The 1,421-nt window shown below is 54.0% G+C and carries 1 protein-coding gene; it reads left to right on the top strand.

Translation table 11 applies throughout. The annotated features are described in order from the left end of the window. Positions 1–75 precede the first annotated feature (75 nt). On the top strand, positions 76–1,413 hold the full coding sequence (locus M979_RS22170) for an IS4 family transposase (RefSeq protein WP_064556437.1): 1,338 nt from the start codon (positions 76–78) through the stop codon (positions 1,411–1,413). The last annotated feature ends 8 nt before the right edge of the window (positions 1,414–1,421 follow it).

Here is a 1,421-nt window from a genome sequence, read left to right as displayed (position 1 = left end):
ATCAGTTAAGGATCGGTTGACCGATCCTTAATCTGCGGCACTATAACGGCTTCCATAACAGGGAGCCGTTTTCCTATGCCACTTCTCAATGACCTGCTCGATTTCCACAACCATCCGCTCATGCCACCCCCTTCTGCACAGCTTTTCGCAGAGCACCTTCCGACTGAGTGGATACAACATTGCCTGACGCTGTCTGAGCACGCTACGGTTCGCCGTCGTCGTCTGCCCGGTGATATGGTTATCTGGATGGTGGTTTCTATGGCTTTTTTCCGCAATGAACCCATTACCGATGTGGTCCGCCGCCTCAGCCTCAGTGCTGATGGGGAGGCCGGCATGAACCTGTTGGCCCGCAGTGCCATCACTCAGGCTCGTCAGCGTGTGGGAGCCGCTCCCGTTGAATGGCTCTTCCGGCAGACAGCACAGACCTGGGGGACAGAGCGGTACATCAAAGATGACTGGCAAGGACTGCAACTTTTTGCCATTGACGGTGCTCAGTTCAGAACGCCTGATGAGCCTGCGCTTCGGGAATATTATGGCTCCGCCAATACTGCCACAGAACGCCAGAGCGCTTATCCGGTGATGCGTCTGGTGGCGCTGATGAACCTTGGTAGCCACATTTTGCTGGATGCGGCCACGGCACCTTATCGCCGGAGTGAAATTTTGCTGGCGCAGTCCATGACGTCCACGATACCAGATAACTCCATTACCTTGTTTGATAAGCTGTTTTACAGCGCGGACCTGTTGCTGACACTCAATCAGCAGGGCACCAACCGGCACTGGCTGCTGCCTGCCCGTAAGAATGTGGTGGCCGAAACAGAAGAAATTTATGCGCCCGGAGACAGATTGTTGAAACTGAAAGTTTCCCCGCAGGCACGAAAAAAGAACCCGTCACTGCCGGAGTTCTGGTATGCACGGGCGGTGGCATATGAGCTGAATGGTGTGGAGAAAACGGTGCTGACATCACTTCCGGCAGACCGTTACCGGGCAAAAGATGTGGCAGAACTTTATCACTCCCGCTGGGAAATAGAGGTCGGGTTCAGAAACCTGAAAAGTAGCCTGCTGGACAACGCGCTGGTACTGAGAAGTCGTAAACCAGAGCTGCTGGAGCAGGAGGTGTGGGGAATGTTACTGGCTTATAATCTGATACGACGGGAGGCCACGCGGGCGGCGGAAAAACACAAAAGAGCGCCGTCGGAAATCAGCTTTAAATTTGCCTTTCAGTTTATCGCGACGGAGATGATAGTTCTGGGAAATACCGTCTCGCCGGGGACAATCCCGAGGCGGATGGAGCATTTACGAGGAAATCTGGAAGCGTTGTTCATAAGAAAACGCCCCCGACCATCAAGGCCGAGGGCGGTTAAGATATCAAAAACGCGCTATCCGGTGAAACGCAGTGCTGCTCCGCTTAAGTGAACGGCATT

Origin of the sequence: Buttiauxella noackiae ATCC 51607, assembly GCF_001654865.1 — a bacterium.
Classification (GTDB): domain Bacteria; phylum Pseudomonadota; class Gammaproteobacteria; order Enterobacterales; family Enterobacteriaceae; genus Buttiauxella; species Buttiauxella noackiae.
Note: the sequence above shows the minus strand (reverse complement) of the source record. Positions and strands in the feature narration are given on the sequence as shown.

What these genes read in the sequence shown, in the direction of transcription:
- M979_RS22170 (WP_064556437.1), top strand. Translation starts at nt 76, where the DNA reads ATGCCACTTCTCAATGACCTGCTCGATTTCCACAACCATCCGCTCATG.